This window comes from Streptomyces canus (genome assembly GCF_030815415.1).
In the GTDB taxonomy this organism is placed as follows: domain Bacteria; phylum Actinomycetota; class Actinomycetes; order Streptomycetales; family Streptomycetaceae; genus Streptomyces; species Streptomyces canus_F.
On the sequence record NZ_JAUSWW010000001.1, the window covers coordinates 10342138 to 10363547 of the forward strand.

At 70.5% G+C, this 21410-nt stretch carries 17 protein-coding genes and 3 pseudogenes; 8 read left to right on the plus strand and 12 right to left on the minus strand.

Features of this window, described 5'->3' with window-relative positions; genetic code table 11:
* Positions 1-231 precede the first annotated feature (231 nt).
* The 4 genes and pseudogenes from QF037_RS48465 to QF037_RS48480 form a co-directional block, all read right to left on the minus strand.
* On the minus strand, positions 232-2997 hold the full coding sequence (locus tag QF037_RS48465) for an ATP-binding protein (protein WP_307036686.1): 2766 nt from the start codon (positions 2995-2997) through the stop codon (positions 232-234).
* A gap of 193 nt (positions 2998-3190) precedes the next feature.
* Positions 3191-4374, minus strand: a pseudogene (locus tag QF037_RS48470) (2-oxo acid dehydrogenase subunit E2); the annotation flags it as partial.
* 27 nt (positions 4375-4401) lie between these two features.
* Complete coding sequence (aceE, locus tag QF037_RS48475; protein WP_307036688.1) at positions 4402-7089, minus strand: pyruvate dehydrogenase (acetyl-transferring), homodimeric type; 2688 nt, start codon at positions 7087-7089, stop codon at positions 4402-4404.
* An 86-nt stretch (positions 7090-7175) separates the two neighbouring features.
* Positions 7176-7361 (minus strand): hypothetical protein, encoded by a 186-nt coding sequence (locus QF037_RS48480; RefSeq protein WP_307037853.1) that lies wholly within the window; start codon positions 7359-7361, stop codon positions 7176-7178.
* On the opposite strand from QF037_RS48480, the pseudogene QF037_RS48485 reads away from it, so the two are divergent.
* Positions 7308-7439, plus strand: a pseudogene (locus tag QF037_RS48485) (RNA-guided endonuclease TnpB family protein); the annotation flags it as partial. The gene QF037_RS48480 and the pseudogene QF037_RS48485 sit on opposite strands and share 54 nt — an antisense overlap.
* 228 nt (positions 7440-7667) lie before the next feature.
* On the opposite strand, the gene QF037_RS48490 reads toward QF037_RS48485, so the two are convergent.
* Positions 7668-8150, minus strand: a complete 483-nt coding sequence (locus tag QF037_RS48490; protein WP_307036689.1) for a cupin domain-containing protein — start codon at positions 8148-8150, stop codon at positions 7668-7670.
* A gap of 122 nt (positions 8151-8272) precedes the next feature.
* Positions 8273-9220 carry an alpha/beta fold hydrolase gene (locus QF037_RS48495; protein ID WP_307036691.1) on the minus strand — a complete coding sequence of 316 codons (948 nt, stop codon included), beginning with the start codon at positions 9218-9220 and terminating at the stop codon, positions 8273-8275.
* Between the two features lie 424 nt (positions 9221-9644).
* Here QF037_RS48495 and QF037_RS48500 point away from each other — a divergent pair, with 424 nt between their 5' ends.
* The 3 genes from QF037_RS48500 (at position 9645) to QF037_RS48510 (ending at position 12260) form a co-directional block, all read left to right on the plus strand.
* On the plus strand, positions 9645-10421 hold the full coding sequence (locus QF037_RS48500) for a DUF427 domain-containing protein (RefSeq protein ID WP_307036693.1): 777 nt from the start codon (positions 9645-9647) through the stop codon (positions 10419-10421).
* Positions 10422-10541: 120 nt separating this feature from the next.
* Positions 10542-11492: an alpha/beta hydrolase gene (locus QF037_RS48505; RefSeq protein ID WP_307036695.1), complete on the plus strand. Its 951-nt coding sequence runs from the start codon at positions 10542-10544 to the stop codon at positions 11490-11492.
* A 48-nt stretch (positions 11493-11540) separates the two neighbouring features.
* On the plus strand, positions 11541-12260 hold the full coding sequence (locus QF037_RS48510) for an alpha/beta fold hydrolase (RefSeq protein ID WP_307036697.1): 720 nt from the start codon (positions 11541-11543) through the stop codon (positions 12258-12260).
* A 91-nt stretch (positions 12261-12351) separates the two neighbouring features.
* Here QF037_RS48510 and QF037_RS48515 read toward each other — a convergent pair whose 3' ends face one another.
* Together QF037_RS48515 and QF037_RS48520 are read right to left on the minus strand one after the other, a co-directional pair.
* A complete protein-coding gene (locus QF037_RS48515; protein WP_307037791.1) occupies positions 12352-12684 on the minus strand; it encodes an OsmC family protein in 333 nt (110 codons plus the stop codon).
* Positions 12685-12904: 220 nt separating this feature from the next.
* Entirely contained in the window at positions 12905-13642 is a 738-nt protein-coding gene (locus tag QF037_RS48520; RefSeq protein ID WP_307036699.1) for an SDR family NAD(P)-dependent oxidoreductase, read from the minus strand.
* Positions 13643-13813: 171 nt separating this feature from the next.
* Between QF037_RS48520 and QF037_RS48525 the strand changes: the two genes are divergently transcribed.
* Together QF037_RS48525 and QF037_RS48530 are read left to right on the plus strand one after the other, a co-directional pair.
* Complete coding sequence (locus QF037_RS48525) at positions 13814-14470, plus strand: TetR/AcrR family transcriptional regulator (protein ID WP_307036702.1); 657 nt, start codon at positions 13814-13816, stop codon at positions 14468-14470.
* 160 nt (positions 14471-14630) lie between these two features.
* Positions 14631-15353: an RNA polymerase subunit sigma gene (locus QF037_RS48530; protein WP_307036704.1), complete on the plus strand. Its 723-nt coding sequence runs from the start codon at positions 14631-14633 to the stop codon at positions 15351-15353.
* Here QF037_RS48530 and QF037_RS48535 read toward each other — a convergent pair.
* From QF037_RS48535 to QF037_RS48545, 3 genes are all read right to left on the minus strand, one after another.
* Positions 15307-16311 carry an RNA polymerase sigma-70 factor gene (locus tag QF037_RS48535; protein ID WP_307036706.1) on the minus strand — a complete coding sequence of 335 codons (1005 nt, stop codon included), beginning with the start codon at positions 16309-16311 and terminating at the stop codon, positions 15307-15309. The genes QF037_RS48530 and QF037_RS48535 overlap by 47 nt on opposite strands.
* A gap of 244 nt (positions 16312-16555) precedes the next feature.
* Positions 16556-17302 (minus strand): SDR family oxidoreductase, encoded by a 747-nt coding sequence (locus QF037_RS48540; RefSeq protein WP_307036708.1) that lies wholly within the window; start codon positions 17300-17302, stop codon positions 16556-16558.
* A 118-nt stretch (positions 17303-17420) separates the two neighbouring features.
* Complete coding sequence (locus QF037_RS48545; protein ID WP_307036710.1) at positions 17421-19151, minus strand: L-aspartate oxidase; 1731 nt, start codon at positions 19149-19151, stop codon at positions 17421-17423.
* Between the two features lie 191 nt (positions 19152-19342).
* On the opposite strand from QF037_RS48545, the pseudogene fdxA reads away from it, so the two are divergent.
* Positions 19343-19636, plus strand: a pseudogene (gene fdxA / locus QF037_RS48550) (ferredoxin); the annotation flags it as partial.
* Between the two features lie 117 nt (positions 19637-19753).
* Here fdxA and QF037_RS48555 read toward each other — a convergent pair.
* On the minus strand, positions 19754-20650 hold the full coding sequence (locus QF037_RS48555) for an RNA polymerase sigma-70 factor (RefSeq protein WP_307036714.1): 897 nt from the start codon (positions 20648-20650) through the stop codon (positions 19754-19756).
* A gap of 370 nt (positions 20651-21020) precedes the next feature.
* Here QF037_RS48555 and QF037_RS48560 point away from each other — a divergent pair, with 370 nt between their 5' ends.
* On the plus strand, positions 21021-21407 hold the full coding sequence (locus QF037_RS48560; protein WP_307037793.1) for a cupin domain-containing protein: 387 nt from the start codon (positions 21021-21023) through the stop codon (positions 21405-21407).
* Positions 21408-21410 lie beyond the last annotated feature (3 nt).

Below are 21410 nucleotides of genomic sequence, written 5' to 3' on the forward strand. Positions count from 1 at the left end.
GCCCGTCACTCCCTGGTCCCGCACGCCTCGGGCTCCTGGCCGGGTCCGGACCTCGACGGGACTGGACCTCGTTAGGACCGGCCATGGACAGCCCGGAGCTACGGGCCGTGGTCCGAGGAGTTCCGTGGGCGCACCGCGTGGCGGGGAGGCCGTCTGTGCGGCCCGCGCGTGCTCCGGCGGGGCGCGGCGCGGCACGCGGATCGCCTGGCCGACTGCGCCGCCCCCGGGGGGTCAGGCGGGATTCGCCGCCCCGCCCGGCAGCACGGCGCCCAGCTGTTTGCGGGATCGGATCCCGAGCTTTGTGAACACCTTCCGCAGATGCCACTCGATGGTGTGCGGGCTGAGGAACAGCTGCGTGCCGATCTCGAGGTTGGTGAGCCCTTCGCCGGCCAGCCGGGCGATCTGGGCTTCCTGGGGCGTGAGCGCCGCATGGGTGCCGGTGGCGCGCCTGCGCACTGTCTCCCCGGCGGCTTCCAGCTTCTGGCGGGCGCGCTCGGCGAAGGCCTCTGCGCCCGCCTGGTCGAGGATCTCGTGGGCGCGGGCCAGTTGATCCCGGGCCTCGGCGCGGCGGTTCTCGCGGCTTAGCCACTCGCCGTACAGCAGCCGGGTGCGTGCGAGCGCTGTCCGCACCGGGGTGCTCTCAAGGCGGGCGATCGCCTCCCGGTACAGGGCGTCGGCCGTGTCCCCCTCACTGATCAGGGCACGCGCCGCCGCGGAGGTGCCCGTCGCCCAGGCCGTGCCACTGGCCTGGCAGATGGTCGCGAGGCGGTCGGCGGCCTCGACGGCGAGGTCCCGCTGCCCGCTGCGGGTCGCCGCCTCCACCAGCTCGACCAGGGAGGAGAGGGCGAGCCCCAGCTCCTGCGGGTACTCGCAGCCCTTGGCGGCGGCGTCGCAGGCTTCCTCGTAACGCCCGAGGCCGTTGTACAGCACGGCCAGCGCCCACTGGGGAGCGGTGAGTGCCTTTCCCTCGCCGCTGAGGGTCCGGTTGCTGGTGATCGTCTCGATTGCCCGCAGCGTCTCGGTCTCGCGGCCACGCCAGGGTTCGATCACCAACGCCCCGTAGTGTGCGAGGAAGTGGCTGCCGGTAGCCTCGCCGATTGTCACCGCTTCCGCGGCGAGCGAGTCCGCGTCGTCCAGATCACCGGCGAAGACCCGGTTCGCCAGCCGCAGCAGGAGCGCCGAGGGGAGCACGGACAGCGTTCCCGTCTCCCGTGCCAGACGGACGAGCTTGGCCGACAGGGTGCTCCAGCTGTCGAAGTCCCACACGTTGTGGGCCATGCGGCAGGCGAACGGGAGCCAGCCCAGTGACTGTTCCACTGTGAAGCCGCCCAACCGCAGCGTGTTCAGTGCGCGGCGCAGTATCGGGGCGCCCGTCGCGTAGCCGTCCGTGGTGGCCAGGGCCAGGCCGTCGAGGAAGAGGTCAGTGGGTCCGGGGTGAGCCGTCGGGGGCGCGGTGCGTGCGGCCCGGGCGACCTCCTCGAGGCCGGGGCCGCTGGACAAGCGGCCCGCGGTGAGGGCCGCGTAGAACGTGTCCCGGTAGGTTTCGCGCGCGATGCCGGCGTCGAGCGGCTCGAACTCCCGGGCCGCCGTGAGCAGCAGCGGCACGGTGGCACCGGCACTGCGGGATCCGAAGGTGATCTGCCCGCGCAGCAGGCTGGCTTGGGCGTGTTGCAGATCGTCGAGCGCGCCCATTTCGGCCACGTTCAACAGCTCGAGCGCGGCGTCGAACGCTCCGGCCAGGTACTTGGCCCGGGCCGCCGCCAGCGCCCTGCTGCGGCGGCGGGAGGGATCGGGCGTCAGCTCGGCCGCTCGTTCCAGGAAGGCCGCCGATGCGGCGATGCCGCCACGCGCCTGCGCGCGGTCGGCCGATCGGGCCAGTTCGTCCGCCACGGCCTCGTCGGGCTCCGCAGCGGCGCGGGCCAAGTGCCAGGCGCGGCGGTCGGGGTCGGACCGCGCATCCGTGGCCTCGGCCAGTGCCCGGTGCGCCTCCCGGCGCTCGGCCGGTCCCGCCGCGCGGTAAACGGCCGAGCGCACCAACGGGTGCCGGAACTGGACCCGTGTGCGTACTTCCAGCAGGTTCGCGGACACAGCGGGGGTGGCCTCGCTCATGGACACGCCGAGGATGTCGGCGGCGCGGCGGAGCAGTGAGACATCGCCGACGGGCTCGGCCGCTGCGAGCAACAGCAGCCGCCGTGCCTGCGGGGGCAGTTCCTCGACGCGCAGGCTGAAGTTGTGCTCGAGCCTGCCGATGAGTGGCCCCATCGGCGGTGAGGCGTAGCCGCCCGCGAGTTCGGCCGCGGTGGTGCTGTGGGGCAGTTCCAGCAGGGCCAGCGGATTGCCGCGCGCCTCGGCGAGAATCCTGCTGCGGACCGGTTCGTCGAACCGGCCGGGAAGCACCGAGGTCAGCAGGGCGCGGGCATCGGGCTCGCTCAGACCCCCAAGGGTGAGCTCGGGCAGCCCTTGCAGGGCGCGTTCCCCGTCCGCCTCGCGGACGGCGAAGATCAGGCCTACGCGCTCCGCCATCAGACGCCGGGCGACGAACCCGACGATCTGGGCGGTGACGCGGTCGAGCCACTGCACGTCGTCGACGAGGCAGATGAGTGGCGTCACCTCAGCGACGTCGGCGAGCAGGCTGAGGACCGCCAGCCCCACGAGGAACCGGTCCGGGGGAGTGCCCGCGCTGAGCCCGAAGGCGGTCTCCAGGGCCGTCCGCTGCGGATCGGGGAGGTGCCTGAGGCGATCCAGGAAGGGCGCGCACAGCTGGTGCAGACCCCCGAAAGCCAGCTCCATCTCCGCCTCGACCCCCGCCGCGCGCACCACGGTGCAGCCCTCGGCGGTCTCGGCCACGTACTCCAGCAGGGCGGACTTGCCGATACCGGCCTCACCGCGCAGCACGAGCACCGCGCTGTGGCCGTCGCGCACCTTGGCCAGCTGCCGGTCCAGCACCGCTCGCTCGCTCTGCCGCCCGTGCAGGAAGCCCGGATTCTTGCCTTTCATGAACACCCCCGGCTGCGAGCGTATAGATGTGGTCTTCGGCCACACAACTCATCTGCGCTGGTCACCTCGTGGGTGAGTGGCAGGGCAGTGGCGTCGTGTCGGACCGTGATGGAGCCGCGGCCGGGGTCGGCCGGTGTGTGTTGCCGGACCGTCGGCGGTCGTGTCCGGCGTATCCGTGGCCACCGCCGTCGCGTCAGCGTATGTCCTCGAACGCCGCAGCCTCGACGATCTTCTTCACGGTGGTCAGATAGCGGGCGGCGTCCGCGCCGTCCACCAGCCGGTGGTCGTAGGAAAGCGAGAGGTGGACCAGTTCGCGGACACCGATGTACTCCTCGTCGCCGTCTTGTACGACCGCGGGCCGTCTGACCGCGGCTCCCACGCCCAGGATGGCCGCCTGGTGCGGCGGGACGATGAGGGTGTCGAAGAGGGCGCCGCGTGTTCCGGTGTCGGAGACCGTGAAGGTGGCTCCGGCCACGTCCGCGGGCGTGAGTCGGCCGGCGTGGGCGTGGTCGGTGAGGCCGTGGACGGCACGGGCGATGCCGCTGACGGTCAGATCGCCCGCGCCCGCACCACCGGAGTCACCGGCCCCTGGTCGGTGTCGACCGTGATGCCGACGTTCTCGGTGTCGTAGTACGTGATGGTCGCGCCGCCCGTGTCGATCCTGGCGTTGATGACGGGATGTGCCTTGAGGGCCTGGGCGGCGGCCAGGACGAAGAAGGGCAACGGTGTCAGGGCGAAGCCCTCGCGGGCCATGTAGCCGTCCGCTGTCGCCCGCCACAGCCGCAGCAGGCCGGTGGCGTCGGCCTCGACGGTGGAGGTCAGCTGCGCCTGCTCCAGCAGCGCCTGCTTGAGACTGTCGCCGACGGCCTTGCGCAGCCGGGGGACGGCGGCGGTGTGCCCGCGACGGGCAGCCGTCGGCGGAGCCGCTGCTGGTATGGGGCGCGGAGCCGGAGCGGCCGCGGGTGCCGGTGCCGGCATCGGGGCGGGTGCGGGTGGCGGCACCGGGGCCGGGGCGGCGGCGGGTTCGGGGTGCGGCATCGGCGCCGCGGCGGGCGGCTGCGCGACCGGCGCCGATGAGGGGGCGGGCTGCGGTGCGGTCACCAGCGCGGCCGGGTCGGCGGTGACCGCGGTCGCCGCCGACGGTTCGGTGTCGGGCGGGCCGATGACGGCGAGCTCGGCGCCCACCTCGACCGTCTCGTCCTCGCCGACGACAATGGTCAGCAGGACTCCCGTGGCGGGAGCGGGAATCTCGGTGTCCACCTTGTCGGTGGACACCTCCAGCAGCGGTTCGTCCTCCTGCACGTGCTCGCCGGGCTGTTTCAGCCAGCGGGTCACGGTGCCCTCGGTGACGGACTCGCCGAGCGCGGGAAGGGTCACGGAAATGGTCATGGCGGTGTGGCTCCTTCAGGTGTCCAGGCCGTAGTGCTTGCGGGCGCGGTCGACGGTGTCGGGGTCCACTTGTCCGGCCCGTGCCAGCCGGTCCAGGGCCGTCACGGTGATCGATTCGGCGTCCACGCGGAAGTAGCGCCGTGCGTCCTCGCGCGTGTCGGACAGGCCGAATCCGTCCGTGCCCAGTGAGTAGTAGCCCTGCTCGATCCACTGGCCGATCTGGTCGGGGACCTGGCGCATCCAGTCGCTGACGGCCAGGACCGGACCCGGCGCACCGGCGAGCGCCCCGGTCACGAAGGGCACACGCGTCTCGCCGCGCGTGCGGGCGGTGTCGGCGTCCATCGCGTCCCGGCGCAGCTCCGTCCAGGACGTCACCGACCACACGTCGGCGCGCACGTTCCAGTCGGCGGCGAGCAGTTCCTGCGCACGCAGTGCCCAGTGCACGGCGGTGCCGGAGGCCAGGAGCTGCAGCCGAGGGCCGGACACGGCGGGGTCGCCGGGTCGGAACGGGTACAGGCCGCGGACGATGCCCTCCTCGATGCCGGGCCACGCAGGAATGGGCGGCTGGGGCTTCGGCTCGTTGTAAACCGTGAGGTAGTAGAAGACGTTCTCGGGTCGCTTTCCGAACATCCGGCGCAGGCCGTCGCGGACGATGACCGCGATCTCGAAGGCGAAGGCCGGGTCGTAGCTGACGGCCGCCGGGTTGGTGGCGGCCAGGAGGTGCGAGTGGCCGTCGCCATGCTGGAGACCTTCGCCGGTCATGGTGGTGCGTCCTGCGGTGCCGCCGACGACGAACCCGCGGCCCATCTGGTCGGCGAGGGCCCAGAACTGGTCGCCGGTGCGCTGGAAGCCGAACATGGCGTAGAAGATGTAGAACGGGATCATCGGCTCGCCGTGGGTGGCGTACGAGGTCGCGGCGGCGGTGAATTCGGCCATGGAACCGGCTTCGGTGATGCCCTCGATGAGGAGCTGCCCGGTCTCGCTCTCCCGGTAGTGCAGCAGCTGGTCGGCGTCGACGGGGTCGTAGGTCTGGCCCTGCGGCGAGTAGATGCCTGCCGTGGGGAACATCGACTCCATGCCGAAGGTACGGGCCTCGTCGGGGATGATCGGCACCCAGCGGGCGCCGGTGCGGCTGTCCCGCATCAGGTCCTTCACCAGGCGGACCAACGCCATGGTGGTGGCGACCTCCTGGTGGCCGAAGCCCTTGAGTAGCGCCTCGAACGGCTGCGCGGCGGGCTCCGGCAGCGGCTTGGGGATCACACGGCGCGCGGGGGCGGGACCCCCCAGTGCGGCGCGCCGCTCACGCAGATACCGCACCTCGGGCGAGTTCTCCCCCGGGTGCCAGAAGGGGACGACGTCACCGGCGAGGGCGCTGTCGGGGATGGGCAGGTCCAGCACGTCGCGCAGCTCGTGGAACTGCGCCATGGTCAGCTTCTTCATCTGGTGGTTGGCGTTGCGGGACTCGAACGCCGACCCGAGGGTGTGCCCCTTGACCGTCTGGGCGAGGATCACCGTCGGTGCTCCCCGGTGTTCGACGGCGGCGCGGTAGGCGGCGTACACCTTCAATGGTTCGTGCCCTCCGCGGGAGTTCTCGAAGAGCTCCACCACCTGGGCGTCGCTCAGGGTGGCCGAGAGGGTGGACAGGGCGTCGCCGACGAAGAAGTTCTTGCGGATGTAGGCGGCGTCCCGCGCGGCGAAGGTCTGCATCTGGGCGTCGGGCTCCTCGCCCAGGCTGCGCACCAGGTCGCCGGTCGTGTCCTGGGCCAGCAGCGGGTCCCAGGCTTCGCCCCACAGGGTCTTGACGACGTTCCAGCCCGCCCCGCGGAACCGGGCCTCCAGTTCCTGCACGATCTTGGAGTTGGACCGCACGGGTCCGTCGAGGCGCTGCAGGTTGCAGTTGATCACGAAGGTGAGGTTGTCCAGGCCCTCACGGGAGGCCAGCGTCAGGGCGGCCGTCGCCTCCGGCTCGTCCGTCTCCCCGTCACCGAGAAACGCCCACACGCGGGAGGCGGAGGTGTCCTTGATGCCGCGGGCCTGCAGATAGCGGTTGAAGCGTGCCTGGTACACGGCGCCAAGAGGGCCCAGGCCCATGGACACGGTCGGGAACTCCCACAGCCACGGCAGGCGCCTGGGGTGCGGGTAGGACGGGAGGCCGTGACCGCCGGCCTCGCGTCGGAAACCGTCCAACTGCTGCTCGCTCAGTCGGCCTTCGAGGAACACCCGGGCGTAGATGCCCGGCGAGGCGTGCCCCTGGAGGAACAACTGGTCACCCGAGCCGTCCTGTTCCTTGCCGCGGAAGAAGTGGTTGAAGCCGATCTCGTACAGCCAGGCCGCCGAGGCGTAGGTGGAGATGTGTCCGCCCAGGCCGAGCCGGGAGCCGCGGGTCACCATGGCCGCGGCGTTCCACCGGTTCAGGGCGGTGATCCTGGTTTCCATGGCGATGTCGCCGTCGAACCCCGGCTGCGCGGCCGCCGGGACGGTGTTGACGTAGTCCGTGGTGAGCAGCCCCGGCACGGACAGGCCGGCGCGGGCCGCGTACTCGTGCACGCGACGGATCAGGTACACCGCTCGATCGGGTCCGGCGTTGCGTATGACGGCGTCGAGGGAGGCCTGCCATTCGGCGGTCTCCTCGCGGTCGCGGTCGGGAAGCTGGTCGAGCTCACTGCTCGACGGGGAGGCGGTGGGCCGGGACGGGTCACTCATGGGCGGCCTTCCTCAAGGCATGGGCGGGGGAGACGGGAGAGCGGTGGTGGATGCCGCGGGCCGTCGGACGGTGTGGCGCGGGTGGATCAGCGGTCTTTGAGCCACTGGGCCATCGTGTGACGGCCCAGATGGGCGTCCGGTCCGGGCAGGAGGGTCCGCTCCTCGATCAGGGCACCGAAGAACGGCGTCTGTGCGTCGCCGATCACGGGAGTCATGCGGTCCTGGCCGCCGGGCTGGCGGCGTCTGCCTATGGAGACGGTGTAAGACCTCAACGGGAGTCCTCCCGGACGGGGCAGTCGTCGGTGAAGCAGGAACCCCAGCGGGCGACCGCTGGAATCCCCCGCCTTTAGGCGGGGAAGAAGTCAAGCGGTCTCCTTGGCGGGGGCGGGAAGACCGGGCGTGCTGAGAGGTCGGCGGCGAGGTCGGATGCGCCCGCGCGCCCTGCCTTGTTGACCGGGCGAAAGATGTTGTTGTGACAAGCTGCCCGGTACCTGAACCTGGGTCGTCCCGGCGGCGGGTGTCCCGCGACCACGACCGCGGGGAGGACGCGGGCGCCGCGGGACACCGGAGGGGCGGGCCTACTCCACGAAGTAGGAGTCGTGCCGGTCGAAGAACGCGGAGCGCTCTTCCTCCGAGGCGTGCGCCAGCGTCGACACCTGCTCGAAGTACTCCTCGCGCGGGGCGCCCGGTGTGAACAGCAGGAGCATGTCCGCCGGTGCGTCGGAGTCGTTACGGAAGGCGTGCAGCCCGCCTTGCGGCACGTGCACGAAGTCGCCCTTGCGGGCGTCCACCCAGCGCACACCGTCGAAGATGCGCACGGTGCCGTCCAGGATGTAGAACGACTCCGAGATCCGCTTGTGGTAGTGCGTCTTCGGGCCGCCGGCCCGCGGCCTCATCTCGACGCGGTACAGCCCGAACTCGCCGCCGGTGGCCAGATAGTGGGTGGCGTCCTTGCCCGGCCCGCTCTCGCCGAGGTCGGGTGGGGTGTCGGCGGGCCGGAACACGGCGCTGACCTCGCCGTCGTCTCCGAAGTACTTCTGTTCCGGGTAGGGGTACGACATGGTGGATTCCTTTCCTGAGGCGGTCTGGCGGCCGCGTGCCTGCCCGCACTCGATGTGACCGGTGGGCACGGTCCGATGTGACGTCGGCGCGGCGCCGGGCCGCGGTGCCACGCGGTCGGGTGTCAGCGGGTGAGGCAGTCGTGGCGGGGATGTCCCCGTCGCAGGGCCCGTACGTCCCGTACCGCCGCGGCGAATGCCTCGGGGCGTTCCTGCGGCAGGTTGTGGCCGGCGTCCGCGACCTGAAGGTGCAGGCGGGGGCCGGTGAAGTGGTGAGCGGTCGATGACCCGTCGGTCGCGGGGAAGTTGCCGTCGGCGGTGCCGTCCAGCGTGACCGTGGGGACGGTGATCGGAGGGAGGCCGGCGAGACGGGCTTCCAGATCGGCGTACGTGTCCGCGCCCGGTGCCAGGCCGAGCCGGTGCCGGTAGGAATGGATGACGACGTCGACGTAGTCCGGGTTGGTGAAGGCCTCGGCGGCCCGCTCCAGTTCGGCTTCGCCGAAGGCCCACACGGGGGAGTTGCGTTTCCAGATGACCCGGGCGACGCCCCGTGGATCAGCTGCCAGTCCGGTGCGGCCGCGCTCGGTGAGGAAGTAGTAGAAATACCAGAAACCCGCCTCCAGTTCGGGGGAGATGGGGTTCATGGCGGCGCCGATGTCCTGGATCAGGTAGCCGTTGACGCAGACCAGACCGAGGACGCGCTCGGGCCACAGCGCCGCGGCGACCGTGGCCGCGCGACCGCCCCAGTCGTAGCCGGCGAGGTAGGCCCGCTCGATGCCGAGGGCGTCCAGGAGCGCGGTGAGGTCGGCCCCCAGCGCCGCCTGCTGGCCGGAACGGGGAAGAGAGTCGGACAGGAATCTGGTGGGGCCGTGCCCTCGCAGGTGGGGGACGATGACGCGGAATCCGCCTTCCGCCAGCAGGGGGGCCACATCCACGTAACTGTGGATGTCGTAGGGGAAACCGTGCAGAAGGACGACGGTGTCACCGTCGGGGGAGCCCGTCTCGTAATAGGCGACTTCGAGCACGTCGGTCGTGACGCGTCGCAGCGGGGCGAGCAGGGGCAGGGCTGACATGCGAATCCTCCGACGAAGGAGCGGTGGGGGAGGGGAGCCGCGGTTCCGGTCGGGCGCGGCTGGGGTACCGGGTGTCGTGGCCGGGCGCCTTGCCGGGCCCGGTCGCCGCCGGGTCCGGCCCTGGGAGACAGTGTGCACAGTGTGCATGAGAGGGTTGTCTTGTTAGTGTCAAGAGTGTTGGCGTCATAATGGGTACGAGTGTGCACGGCGTGATCTCCTTTCCACGGGGGACTGTCTCCCCGCACAGACCGGCCTCCGCCACCTGCTGTGACAGCGAAATAAGCCCTGCTCAGCGCTGTGCGCGTCAGCGCCGGACGGACCCCGCGGTCCGTGACGGCCCGAGGACGCGGGCGTCCCGGGCGCACACCCCCTCCGTGTCCGGTCCGAACGGACGCGGAACATCCGACCGACTTAGGTGATGATCTTGGAAACCGAAAGTGTTCTGCATCCCGGCTTCCTCGTGCCCGTCGGGCACGTGGAGCCGGTGCCCCGCCGTATCAGGGGCGTGATCGGCGGTCGCACCGTCTTCGACACGCGGCGCGCCCTGTACGTCTGGGAGTGGCAGGCCTATCCGCAGTTCAGCATCCCGGTGCGAGACCTCGTCGACGGCGTCCTCGACGACGAAGGGGTCGCCGAGGAGCACGGTGCGGGCACGGCGCACCGGCACACTCTGTCCGTGGGCGGGGACTCGCGTCCCGGTGCGGCCTGGGTGTGGGGGAAAGACGCCCCGGCGCCGCTCCAGGGCACGGTGCGCTTCGAGTGGCCGGCCATCGACTACTGGTTCGAGGAGGACGAGCCCGTCTTCGTCCACCCCAGGAGCCCGTACTCGCGTGTGGACGCCGTGCGTTCCTCCAGCAGCGTCCGCGTGGAGCTGGAGGGCGTGGTCCTGGCGGAGGCGCCGGCGTGCGTCAAACTCTTCGAGACTGGCCTGCCGACGCGCTACTACCTCGACCGCGCGCACGTCGACTGGACCCAACTACGGCGGACCGACACGGTGACCCGCTGCCCGTACAAGGGAACGACGAGCGGCTACTGGTCGTTTGACGGTCCCACTGCCGTCCACGAGGACATCGCCTGGGCGTACGACTTCCCGACCATCCACGCCAACCGCATCGCGGGCCTGACGGCCTTCTACAACGAGCACGTCGACCTCTTCGTGGACGGCGAGCCGCTGCCGAAGCCCGGCACACTCCGTTCCTAGCCCCCGCGCCGGGGCCCGGGCCGTGTTCGACGGCCCGGGGCCTTTGGTGTCACACATCTGCTCCGGGCCCGGTCCCATGGTGTGAAAAGTCCTCCTTAATCGCCAGAGAAGGAACACACCATGAATGACATCGTTCTCGAGCCCGCCGCGCAGGACTTCGCCGACGCGACCGCCAAGCCGCCGCTGCTGTACGAGCTCGGGGTCGAGGGCGCGCGCAAGCTGCTCGACGACGTGCAGGCGCAGCCCATCGAGAGGCCCGACGTGGACGAGAAGTGGGTCACCGTTCCGGCGTCGGTCGGCGATGTGCGGGTGCGTATCCTCAAGCCCGTCGGCAGCACCGGCCCCCTGCCCGTCATCCTCTACGTGCACGGCGGCGGCTGGATCCTCGGCAACGCCGGCACGCACGACCGGTTCGTGCGCGAGCTGACCGTCGGGGTGAAGGCGGCCCTGGTGTTCGTGGAGTACGACCGCTCCCCGGAGGCCAGGTACCCGGTCGCCATCGAGCAGGCCTACGCGACCGCCCGGTGGATCACCACCGAGGGCGCCGGCGAAGGGCTCGACGTCTCGCGCCTGGCCGTCGCCGGTGACTCGGTCGGCGGCAACATGGCCGCCGCCCTGACCCACATGGCCAAGCAGCGGGGCGACGTGGCCTTCGTGCACCAGTCGCTGTACTACCCCGTCACCGACGCGGCCCAGGACACCGACAGCTACCGGACCTTCGCACACGGCCCGCATCTGACGGCCAAGGCCATGGAATGGTTCTGGAACGCCTACACCACCGACCCCGCCGAGCGCGCCCAGATCACCGCCTCGCCGTTGCGGGCGACGCTGGAAGACCTCCGGGACCTGCCGCCGGCGCTCGTCGTCGTCGACGAGAACGACGTGCTGCGCGACGAGGGCGAGGCCTACGCCCGGAAGCTCATCCAGGCCGGTGTGCCGACGAACAGCATCCGCTACAACGCCTCCCTGCACGACTTCATGATGCTGAACACGGTCCGCAGTACCCAGGCGTCGACCGCCGCGGTCGAACAGGCCATCCACGTGCTGCGCAAGGCTCTCGGAACCGACTGACACCGCACACCCGACCACATTCCCCGGCACGTCGAAAGGCCATTCTTCATGAGTGCACACAAGCCCACCATCGTCCTCGTACACGGCGCGTTCGCCGACGCCTCCAGTTGGAACGGCGTCGTGGACAAGCTGCTCGCGCACGACTATCCGGTGATCGCCGTCGCCAACCCGCTGCGCGGACTGACCAGCGACGCCGAGTACGTCCGGCAGATCGTGAAGTCCGTCGAGGGCCCCGTCGTCCTCGTCGGCCATTCCTACGGCGGGTCCGTCATCAGCAACGCGGCCAAGGGGCTGCCCGAGGTCAAGGCGCTCGTCTTCGTCGCGGCGTTCCTGCCGGAGGAGGGCGAGAGCGCCGTCACCCTGTCGGGCAAGTTCCCCGGCAGCACGCTCGGCGACACGCTCCGGCCCGTGCCGGTGACGCTGCCCGACGGCAGCCAGGTCATGGACCTGTACATCGAACAGGCCAAGTTCCACGAGCAGTTCGCCGCCGACGTCCCCGAGGAGACCACGGCCGTCATGGCGGCGACTCAGCGGCCGGTGGTCGAAGCCGCGCTGGCGGAGGGTGCGTCCGCGCCCGCGTGGCGGGACATTGCCTCCTGGGTGCTGGTGGCGGACGGGGACCGGAACATCCCCCCGCAGGTACAGAGCTACATGGCCGAGCGTGCCGGGGCGACCGTCATGAAGGTCTCCGCCTCCCACGCGGTCAGCGTCTCGCGCCCCGGTGACGTCGCCCGTCTGATCAACGAGGCGGCGCAGGCGACCGCCTGAGCGTTTGGGCCCGCGCCTGACGAACGCGGGGTGCGGGGTCCGGCTGTGAAGCCGGACCCCGCACCCCGCGTTCTTGTGTGGGCCTGACGCGTCACGGCAGCGGTGCGGGCTCCGCGAGCAGCGTGGGCACGGTGATGATCGTGACGTCCTTGGTCAGCAGCCGATGGACGGGACAGCGTCCCGCGACCGCGAGGAGCTGGTCCCGCTGCGCGGGGGTCAACTCCCCGACCAGCCCGATGTTCTTGACCACCTGCCCCTGTGCGCCGAAGCGGACCGCGACGTCCACCCGGTCCAGCGGCCATTCGTGGCGCTGCGCGTAGGCCCGCACCGCCATGGAGGTGCACGCTCCGAGCGCGGCCAGGAGGAGTTCGCCCGGCGTGGGGCCGGTGTCGGTGCCGACGGGCTCCGGCTCGTCGGCTGTCAGGCGGTGTGTAACCGATCGCCACGGAGCGCGCGAGCTGTTTTCCTTCGGCCACGGTAACGATGCGCGTGTTCATGCTTGCCTCTCGCCTTGGTACGGGCAGAGGCACGACCTGTGCCTCCCGAAGCTCAGACCGTGCGGGGCGCCCGACTGTGACGGCCGACGTGCCCGTACCCGGCTGCAAGCGGGGGGTACGGGGCGGCGGTTGCCGCCCCGCGGGTGATCAGCGGGTCTGGTCGGTGGGGCGTACGAGGATCTCGTTGACCGCGACGTGGTCGGGCTGTGTGACGGCGTAGACCACCGCGGCCGCGATGTCCTCCGGCTGAAGGGTCCGCATCGACTCGGCCATGGTCTTGACCGCGGCACGCCTGGTGGGGTCGGTGATGTGGTCGGCCAACTCGGTCGAGACGAAGCCCGGCTCCACGAGGACGACACGGACCCCCTGCTCGGTCACCTCTTGGCGCAGCGCCTCGGCGAAGGCGTTGACGCCGAACTTGGTGGCGGAGTAGACCGCGGCGCCGGCCGAGGAGATACGGCCCGAGGTGGAGGAGATCTGGACCACCGCGCCGCGGGAGCGCAGCAGGTGGGGCAGCGCGGCGTGCACCGTGTACATGGAGCCCAGCAGGTTGGTCTCCACCATGCGGGTCCATTCCGCGGGGTCCGCGTCCAGGACGGCGCCGGTGAGCATGATGCCGGCGTTGTTCACGACGATGTCGAGGGTGCCGAAGCGTTCGACGGTCCGCTCGACGGCCTTGCGTACCGACTCGGGGTCGCTGACGTCCATGTTCAGGACGAGCATCTCCCCGGGCGCTTCCTGCGCCAGTGCTTCGAGCCGGTCGGTCCTGCGGCCACCGATGGCCACGGTGGCCCCCGCCTTGGACAGCGCCAGTGCGGTCGCCCTGCCGATGCCGGACGAGGCGCCGGTGACGAGGACGACCTTGGGGTCGAGAACGGAAGTCATGTCATCTCCGAAAGAGGTGGTGGGGTGGGGCGGGCAGGCCATGTCGTGTGCGAGGACAGGACACGGCGGCCCGAGAAGGTGACCAAGGGGTCATGTTGTGCCAGGGTAACACTGAGAGTGACCTGTGAGTCATGTTCGGTGTTAATGTTGTGACACGTAGTGGGAGGCGTCATGACTGGGAGAACAGCGGCAGTGCAGGCCAGGGCCGACAGCGTGCGCAATCGGTGGCTGCTCCTGCGAGCGGCCACTGAGGCCTTCGCCGAATGCGGGGTGGAGGTGTCGATGCACACGATCGCGCAGCGGGCCGGCGTCGCCAAGGGCACGGTGTTCCGGCACTTCCCGACGAAGGACGACCTTCTCGCGGCGATCATGATACAGCTGCTCGACCGGCTGCTCGAGACGGCGGACCGGCTCCTGCGCGCCGACGACGCCGGCCATGCGCTGAAGGACTTCATGGCACACGGAATCAGCCTGCTCGCCGCCGACCGCGCGTTCTGCGACGTCATCGGCCGGCCCTCGCTGCAGCACGCGGACGTACGCGAGGCGATCGACCGGCTCTGCGACACGGTCGAGGACCTCACCGCCCGGGCCAGAGAACAAGGAGCCGTCCGCGGTGACATCACCGGAACCGACATCGTGCTGCTCCTCGGCGGCATCCACCAGACGGCCCAGCCGCTCTTGGACCGCGAACCGCGGGCGTGGGAACGCTTCCTGGAGATCGCGTTCGACGGACTGCGGGCCCGTGACCGCGCGACCCTGCCCCATCCGCCCCCTGCCCGGCTGCGGATGGCGGACCCGTCGGGAGTCTCTGCACCGACGGGGAAGTGACACTAAGTGGCACATCATCGATGTGTTGTGAAATCATGCCGCAGCTTCTGTCTCGATCAGGCCGGCCGACCAGCCGGGCACGGACGGGGGCGGGTAACGTCTGAGTCATGCCGTCGCGGCGGCTGCGGCTCCGGACTCTCGTCGGCGTGGGGGTCGCTCCATGGATCATGTCGTTGGCGCGGTACCGCTCGCCGAGTCGCTCGACGAACGGCGGCACCTGCTGGACGTCGCCTGCCGCGCGCTCGGCAGCCGCGTCGCGGCCGAACGCGTCGTCGACGAGGCCTACCGGCGGTGGTACCGCCTCACCGATCCGGAGCGGGTCCGGATGCCGTCCCCCCGCGTCTGGCTCACCCAGGTCGTGGACGAGGCGTGTCTGACGCGACCGGCGCCGGTCCGGCCCGGCGGGCAGGAGCGGGAGATCCAGGCCCTGCGGGCGTTGTGCGGTGAGGACGTGGAACCGGTCGAGCGGGCCCGGTTGAGTGTGGGTGCGCGGCGTGTGCGGTCCGTGTCGGCGCGTCGCGAGCATGAGATCACCGTTGCCGTGCGGCAGGCGTGCAGCGATCAGGACGGCCCCCGACTGCGGTCGCTGCTGGCCCCCGACGCGACGGCCTTCTTCGACAGCGGCGGCAAGATCCGGGCGCTGACCCGGCCCGTCCGCGGCGACGAGCAGGTCGCCCGCAGCCTGCTGGTCCTGCTGGCCGGACAGCGGCGCGTGACCCTGTGCACCGGATCGGTCAACGGGCGCACCGGCCTCGTCGCCCGGTGCGACGACCAGGTCGCCGCGGTGCTGACCCTCGACATCGCGCACTCGCGGGTCCTGCAGGTCTGGGCGGTTCTCAACCCCGACAAGCTGCGTAGCTGGAACCGTTCCCTTCCCGGGTGAGCTCACGTGCCACGGCGTCCCCAGGACGCGCGGGCGGGGGCGCGCAGCCGGCGCGGGATCCGAGGAAGGCGGCGATCTTGTCTGGGGTGAACACCCACAGAACCCGGTGGATCCCCCGCCGTGTGGCGGCGATGGTCATGAAGGTGGCGGGCTGGCCGTCCCGGTACAGCAGGACCCCGGCGCGCCCGTTGGCCTGCACGGGTGCGATCTCGACCGTCGGCCAGAAACGGGACGAGGCGGTCGACAGGTTCGCCACCCGGGCACGACCAACCACGGGCACGCGGGCCGCGCCGCGCAGCCCGTTGCCGTCGGACAAACTGACCGCGTCGGGCGTCAGGAGCGCTTCCAGCGAGGCGACGTCCCCTTCCTGGGCGGCCGCGACGAAAGCATCGAGCAGCCTGCGGTGCTCCTGGACGTCGACACTGTCCCGCTCGTCGTCGGTGAGGTGTTTGCGCGCCCTGCTCACGATCTTCCTGGCGTTGACCGGGGTGAGGCGCAGGATGGCCGCGATCTCCGGGTAGCCGTACTCGAAGGCCTCCCTCAGCACGTACGCGGCCCGCTCGGTGGGTGTCAGCTTCTGCAGGACGAGGAGCAGGGCGAGTTCCAGGGCCTCGGCGCGTTCGGCGCCGGCCACCGGGTCGATGCTGGTGTCGATGGGTTCGGGCAGCCAGGGCCCGATGTAGGTCTCGCGGCGCACGCGGGCGGACTGCGCCACGTTGATGGCCAGCCTCGTCGTGGTGCTCGACAGGAACGCCGCGGGGCTGACCACCGCCGAACGGTCGGTCCGCTGCCAGCGCAGCCACGCCTCCTGCACGACGTCCTCGGCTTCCGTCGCGCTGCCCAGGACGCGATAGGCGATACCGAAGAGCCGGGGCCGCAGTTCCACGAAGGTGGTGACGGCCTCGGCGAGGTTCCTGTCCGCGGGGGGTGCCTCTGTGGGGGATGCCTCTGGATACATGTCCCTCTGACTCCATTCCTCCGGGGCCCGGGTTGTCGGAATGCGGCCACGAGGCGCTCACAGACCCGGCGATCGTCTCCCCCTCAACGACCGAGGGACCAAGGACGCTGTGACAGTGCCTTTGACGCTTTCTCATCGGGGCGGATGCGGAATCGGCCCTGGGCGCCGGCTGATCTACGGCGCCGTACAAGAAATAGGCCTGTCGTTCCACGGTGTGTGGAACGACAGGCCCATGAAGACGCGCCTACTGCTGCTGGGCGAGCCAGTCGACGAAACGGGTCTCGCCGATGCGGGCGTCCTGGCCGGGAAGCAGCGTGGTCTCCTGCAACTCGGCGCCGAAGTACGGCGCGTGCACGTCGGCGACGACCGTGCGAGGGTCGTTCTTGGCGGCCAGACCCTTGCGGATCAGCTCGTCCAGCTGGAAGGTGTCGGGACCGGCCACCTCGACCACACCGTTGACCGGAGTCCCCACGGCGGTGCGGCCCACGGTGGCGGCGACGTCGTCCGAATAGACGGGCTGGATCTTCACCGGGGCCAGCTTGACGGTGTCACCCTCGGTCGCCGACTCGGCGATGCCCTTCATGAACTCGAAGAACTGCGTGGCGTGCACGATCGACCACGGGATCCCGGAGGCCTTGATCAGTTCCTCCTGCGCCTGCTTGGCACGGAAGTAGCCGCTGTCCTGGAGTCGTTCCGTACCCACCACCGACAGGGCGACGTGGTGGGTGACACCGGCGTTCGCCTCCGCCTTGAGGAGGTTGGTGGTGGAGGTGCGGAAGAACTCCATGACGGCGTCGTCCGCGAAGGAGGGAGAGTTGGAGACGTCGATCACGACGGCCGCGCCCTCCAGCACCTCGGCCAGGCCCTCGCCCGTCAGCGTGTTGACGCCGGTGTTCGGGGCGGCCGCCACCGCCTCGTGGCCGTGTTCGTTGAGCTTGCTGACGACCTTCGAGCCGATCAGTCCGGTGCCGCCGATCACTACGACCTTCATGGGGACGTTCCTTTCACTCATTCTCATCTGCTGCCTGCACGAGGTATGACCGGGAATTGATCGGAGCTGTGACACCTTTCTTGAAATGCCGGAAATCTTCTCCCGGGCAGGGTGATTCCTATTCGACGAGCTTTCCGTCCGCCGAGACGTCCTCCATCAGGGCCGCGATCTCGTCGGGGACAGGGCTGATGGGCTCGCGGGTGATGCCGTCGGTCGGGGACCAGACGAGGTTCACCTGCAGCACGGGATCCATGTCGGGGTAGTCGCTGCGGTTGTGGCATCCGCGCGTCTCGCGCCGCTCCAGCGCCGCTTCCAGTGTGGCTCTCGCCGCCAGTGCCGAGGACTTGAGGTCGAAGGCGTGGGCGAGGTCCTGGAAGCCCGCGATGTCCGGATGGACGCCGACGTTCTCCATGCGCTTCTCGATGGCGTCCAGCTCCGCCAGCCCGGTGCGCAGCCCCTCCTCGTCGCGGACCACGCCCGCGTACTCGGTCATGGTGTTGCGGATCGCGCGCTGCAGGGCGCGCACGTTCTCAGGTCCGTCCGCGGCGAGCAGGTCGTCGACCTCCGCACGCGCCTGGGCCACTGCGGCGGCCGAGCGCGGCTGCGCGGTCAGGGACTCCGAGTAGGCGGCGGCCGCCTGTCCGGTAATGCGGCCGTACACGAGCAGCTCGATGAGGCTGTTGCCGCCGAGCCGGTTGGCGCCGTGCAGTCCGCTGGAGGCCTCACCGATGGCGTACAGGCCCCGCACGTCCGTGCTGTGGTCATCGGGGCGGACCCACACACCGCCCATCGAGTAGTGCGCGGTGGGCGCGACCTCGATGGGATCCCGGGTGATGTCCAGCATCTGCAGGTCCAGCAGTGTCTGGTAGACGCGGGGAAGCCGGTTCATGATGGTCTGCCGGGGCAGGTGGGAGACGTCGAGCCACACCCCGCCGTTGGGCGTGCCGCGGCCTTCCTTGATCTCGGTGTAGGAGGCGAGGGCGACCCGATCGCGTGTGGACAGCTCCATGCGTACCGGGTCGTAGCGGTTCATGTACCGCTCGCCGAGCGCGTTGCGCAGGGTGCCGCCTTCGCCTCGGGCTGCCTCGCTCACCAGGGTCCCGGCCGCATTCTCCGGCTCGATGATGCCGGAGGGGTGGAACTGGACGAGTTCCGGGTCGCGCAGCCGGGCTCCGGCCTCCGCGGCCAGCCGGAAGGAGTCACCGGTGTTCTCGTCGCGCCGTGAGGAGGTACGCCGCCAGATCCGGGTGTGGCCGCCGGCCGCGAGGATGACGGCGTCCGCGTGCACGAGGTAGCGCCTGCCGTCGGCAAGACCGAAGCCGTAGGCGCCGAAGACGGCGCCGTCGTGGACCAGGAGACGGGTGATGTAGACGTTGTCGAGTACCGGTATGTCGAGCTGGTTCGCGCGTCGGATGAGCGTGCGCTGGATTTCCAGGCCCGTGTAGTCGCCCGCGAAGGCGGTGCGGCGGAACTTGTGGGCGCCGAAGAAGCGCTGGGAGATCCGGCCGTCCTCCTCCCGGGCGAAGGCCATGCCGTAGCGTTCCAGGTCGTCGATGCCGAGGGCGGCTCCCCGGGTGACGATCTCGGCGGTGCGGGGGTCGCCGAGGAGGTAGCTCTCCTTGAGGGTGTCGGCGGCGTGCTGCTGCCAGGTGTCCTCGGAGTCCATCGTGGCCAGGGCCGCATTGATCCCGCCGGCGGCGAGAGAGGTGTGGGTGTCCTCCTTGGGGCGCTTGCCGACTGCGAGGACATCGACGCCGGCCTCGGCCAGCTCGATGGCCGCGCGCAGGCCCGCTCCGCCGGTGCCGATCACCAGCACTGTGGTGGAAAGACGTTGTTCGGTGGCAACCACGATTGCTCCCATCGCTCGGGGTGGTCACCTGCTACGACCAGGTGGAGTGGCGATTTGTGACACCGCCGCCCTGGCCCGGGCCCGTGTCGGTGTAACACCGCGGCGGCCGGGCCGGTCATAGCGCACACCGGCGGGGCGCACGAAGGCCGTGCGATCCGCAACCGCCGGCCGGCGAAGGGGAGGTGGGGACGATGACCTACGTCATCGCGGAGCCGTGCGTCGACGTCAAGGACCGGGCGTGTGTGATCGAGTGCCCAGTCGACTGCATCTACGAGGGCGAGCGCACGCTGTACATCAACCCCTGGGAGTGCGTCGACTGCCACGCCTGCGAGCCGGTCTGCCCGGTTGAGGCCGTCTTCCACGAGGACGACCTGCCGGCACAGTGGGCGCAGTACCGGTCCGTGAACTCCGAGTACTTCCGCGACGCGCCGAGGGAGGGCACCGGGCGGGCCGACCATCGTGTGGTCGCGGCCCTGCCCCCGCAGCACGCGGTCAAGAACGACCTGTCCGGATTCGCCGCCCGCAAGGAGGAGGCCGTCGACGCCGACCTGTGGTTCCCGTGGTGAACCGCCCGGGCCCGGTGCGTGCGGCGGACCGGCGGGTCAGGCCCCCAGGGACAGGACGTAGGGGTTCAGCTTGGCCGGGTTCATCACCCACATGATGCGCTCGATGCCGGCCTCGGAGGCGTCCACGCACAACAGGGCCACCGGGGCGTTGTCCCGTGCGACGAGCACGGCGGGCCGGCCGTTGGCCTCGACGAACCGGGTCTCGGCATCCGGCCAGAACCGCGGGGCGAAGGCAGCCAGGTAACGCGAGACGTGATCGCGGCCGATGACGGGGATCCTGGACGCGCCGCGGATGCCGCCGCCGTCCGAATAGCTGACGACGTCCGCGGTCAGCAGGTCCTCCAGGGTGGAGAGATCTCCCGTGCGCGCGGCGGAGAGGAAGCCTTCGAGCAGACTCCGGTGGGCCGCGGGGCTGACGCGCTCCTTACGCTCGGCGCCCAGGTGCTTGCGCGCCCGGCTGACCAGCTGCCGAGCGTTCGCGTCGCTGGTCTCCAGGATGTCGGCGACCCGCTGGTAGGGGTAGTCGAACGCCTCCCGCAGCACGTAGGCGGCGCGTTCGATCGGGTTGAGCTTCTCCATCAACAACAGCACCGCCAGCTCGACCGCCTCGGCGCGTTCCGCCCCCAGGTGCGGGTCCTGGGCAGTGTCGACCGGCTCGGGGAGCCAAGGCCCGACGTAGGACTCCCGGCGTACCCGCGCGGACTGGGCCAGGTTGATCGCGAGCCGGGTGGTGACCGTGCTCAGGAAGGCGGCTGGTTCATGGATCTGCGCGCGGTCGGTGTTCTGCCATCGCAGCCAGGCGTCCTGGACGATGTCCTCGGCCTCGACGGCACTGCCGAGGATGCGGTACGCGATGCCGAACAACCGGGGTCTGGCCGAGAGGAAGTCGTCGAGACCGCGGTCGAACGTGTCGGGGTGGGCGCCAGCGCGCATGGGTCGTCCCTTCTGGCTTTGCGCCCTACATGCTACGCGCGAGGGGGAAGGGGACGCGCTGCGGGCCGCATCTGCTCACGCTATCTCTTTCGCGATTCCCGGTCACACGGTGGCAATCGTCGCGCCCGATCCGCCAGATTTGCCCGCCGGGCCGCTGCCCGGCCCATGCTCCGGAAGTCCGAGGTCGACGTGGTGAAAGGACTGTGCGAGGAGGCCGGTTGTCACATATGCGCCCGGTCCCCGGTCACCAGTGACGAACGATGTTCACGCCTACGGAAGGTGCAACACAGTGTCGGACAACACGACAGCACACGACCACTCCGCCCACGGCCACCACGGGCACGGAGACAAGGAAGGGGCCGCCGGCTGGATGACGGCGGCGAAGCTGCTCCAGGACGCCGCACCGATCACCGTCCCGGAGGGGGCGTCGGCGATGACCATTCTCGTCGAGTGGGAGCCGGGCGACCCGGGCACGCCCCCGCACCGGCACTCCGGCCCCGCCTTCGGCTACGTCGTCGAGGGCGCGGTCCGCTTCGAGCTCGAGGGCGAGCCCGAGCGCGTGGTGAAGGCGGGTGGCACCTTCTGGGAGCCCGGCGGAGACGCCATCCACTACCAGGACGGCAACGCGCTTTCCGACGCGCGGACCCGGTTCGTGGTGACCATGATGTGCGCGCCGGGCAAGCCCATGCTGGAACTGGTCGACGAGAACGAACTGGCGGAGCGCGCCCCCCTGCGGGCACCGCGTCCCACCACCTGACCG

Coding starts and splice junctions, on each gene's coding strand:
- aceE (WP_307036688.1), bottom strand. CDS start 7,089: ATGAGTGACCCGTCCCGGCCCACCGCCTCCCCGTCGAGCAGTGAGCTC.
- QF037_RS48530 (WP_307036704.1), top strand. CDS start 14,631: ATGGATCATGTCGTTGGCGCGGTACCGCTCGCCGAGTCGCTCGACGAA.
- QF037_RS48490 (WP_307036689.1), bottom strand. CDS start 8,150: ATGTCGTACCCCTACCCGGAACAGAAGTACTTCGGAGACGACGGCGAG.
- QF037_RS48560 (WP_307037793.1), top strand. CDS start 21,021: ATGACGGCGGCGAAGCTGCTCCAGGACGCCGCACCGATCACCGTCCCG.
- QF037_RS48510 (WP_307036697.1), top strand. CDS start 11,541: ATGAGTGCACACAAGCCCACCATCGTCCTCGTACACGGCGCGTTCGCC.
- QF037_RS48505 (WP_307036695.1), top strand. CDS start 10,542: ATGAATGACATCGTTCTCGAGCCCGCCGCGCAGGACTTCGCCGACGCG.
- QF037_RS48520 (WP_307036699.1), bottom strand. CDS start 13,642: ATGACTTCCGTTCTCGACCCCAAGGTCGTCCTCGTCACCGGCGCCTCG.
- QF037_RS48535 (WP_307036706.1), bottom strand. CDS start 16,311: ATGTATCCAGAGGCATCCCCCACAGAGGCACCCCCCGCGGACAGGAAC.
- QF037_RS48540 (WP_307036708.1), bottom strand. CDS start 17,302: ATGAAGGTCGTAGTGATCGGCGGCACCGGACTGATCGGCTCGAAGGTC.
- QF037_RS48555 (WP_307036714.1), bottom strand. CDS start 20,650: ATGCGCGCTGGCGCCCACCCCGACACGTTCGACCGCGGTCTCGACGAC.
- QF037_RS48495 (WP_307036691.1), bottom strand. CDS start 9,220: ATGTCAGCCCTGCCCCTGCTCGCCCCGCTGCGACGCGTCACGACCGAC.
- QF037_RS48525 (WP_307036702.1), top strand. CDS start 13,814: ATGACTGGGAGAACAGCGGCAGTGCAGGCCAGGGCCGACAGCGTGCGC.
- QF037_RS48465 (WP_307036686.1), bottom strand. CDS start 2,997: ATGAAAGGCAAGAATCCGGGCTTCCTGCACGGGCGGCAGAGCGAGCGA.